At 63.4% G+C, this 1,121-nt stretch carries 1 protein-coding gene; it reads left to right on the forward strand.

The features are described from left to right. The first annotated feature begins 473 nt into the window (after positions 1 to 473). A complete protein-coding gene (locus BQ8794_RS27335) occupies positions 474 to 938 on the forward strand; it encodes a hypothetical protein (RefSeq protein WP_077381729.1) in 465 nt (154 codons plus the stop codon). Positions 939 to 1,121: the final 183 nt, after the last annotated feature.

Here is a 1,121-nt window from a genome sequence, read left to right on the forward strand (position 1 = left end):
CGGCTACCGTAACTACTATCCGCGCTACTATCGGCCGTACTATCCGGGCTACTATCCGGGATACTATCCGGGCTCCTACCCAGGCTACTACCCAGGCTACTACCCTGGCTACTACCCTGGCTACTATCCTGGCTACTACCCTGGCTCGGGAGTGAGCATTTATCTGTCGTTCTAGCCAGCTGGATGCCCCTGCTGAAATCGTCAAGCACGCCCCTTGCGGGGGCGAAGCTTGCGCTTGTGCAGCCCTTGCGCGATGGTAGCCGGGCTTGGGGGGCCATGCATGAAACCGGGTTCATCCGGGGAATGTCGGTCTCCATAAGTTTCTGAACGGGCCTCGCTTTCGGTCGGCGGCCAGGCACCAGCATGACATCCGTGCTAAGTGCCCCCCAATCCGGAGGGAAAGATGCGACCCCTTGCCCCCAGCAAGGGCTTCGCCGACATCAACCTGCGCCGCCGAATGCTGATGCGGTTCAATGACCCACCACGAAGCCGGGCGGAAGTGCGTCCTGCTCTACGTCGGCGACCACGATCCCGCTGGCCTGCTGATGTCCGATGTCATCAAGTCGAACCTGATGGACTGCGCCAACGTCAAGGGCGTCGACTTCGATCCGTCGGCGATCCGCGTCGAGCGCATCGGTCTGACACGCGAGCAGATCGACGACCTCGGCCTGCCTTGGATCGAGAACTTGGAGACCGGCAGCGGCAAGGACCTCGGCGATCCGGGTCACCCCGATCACCGCAAGCCCTACGTCCAGAACTACATCGCCAGTCAAGGTCGGCGAAAGGTTGAGGCCAATGCGCTGGTTCGCGATCTGCGTGGTTCGCGTGGTTGGTCGAGGCGGCGATCAACCGCTACATCCCGGCAAGCTGGCCCGCTGAGCACGAAGCGCGGCTGGCTCCGCATCGACAGGCTGCCCGCGATGCGTTCGCGGCGCTGATCGCGGTCAGGTCATGACTCAGGCAATCTCGATCTCGTCGGCAGGACCTTCGCCACCGTTGCCGAATCCGGCGTTAACATTGCCGCTATTGCCCGCCGTTGTCAGCGCGCGACGCTGCCGCTGCCTCCGACGCTGCCGCTGCCGCTGACGCTGCCGTCAATGCTGCCGCTGCCGCCGATGCTG

Origin of the sequence: Mesorhizobium prunaredense (genome assembly GCF_900156895.1) — a bacterium.
GTDB classification, from domain to species: domain Bacteria; phylum Pseudomonadota; class Alphaproteobacteria; order Rhizobiales; family Rhizobiaceae; genus Mesorhizobium; species Mesorhizobium prunaredense.

Excerpts from the sequence above, each read along its gene's own strand:
- BQ8794_RS27335 (WP_077381729.1), top strand. The coding sequence starts at position 474 with ATGACCCACCACGAAGCCGGGCGGAAGTGCGTCCTGCTCTACGTCGGC.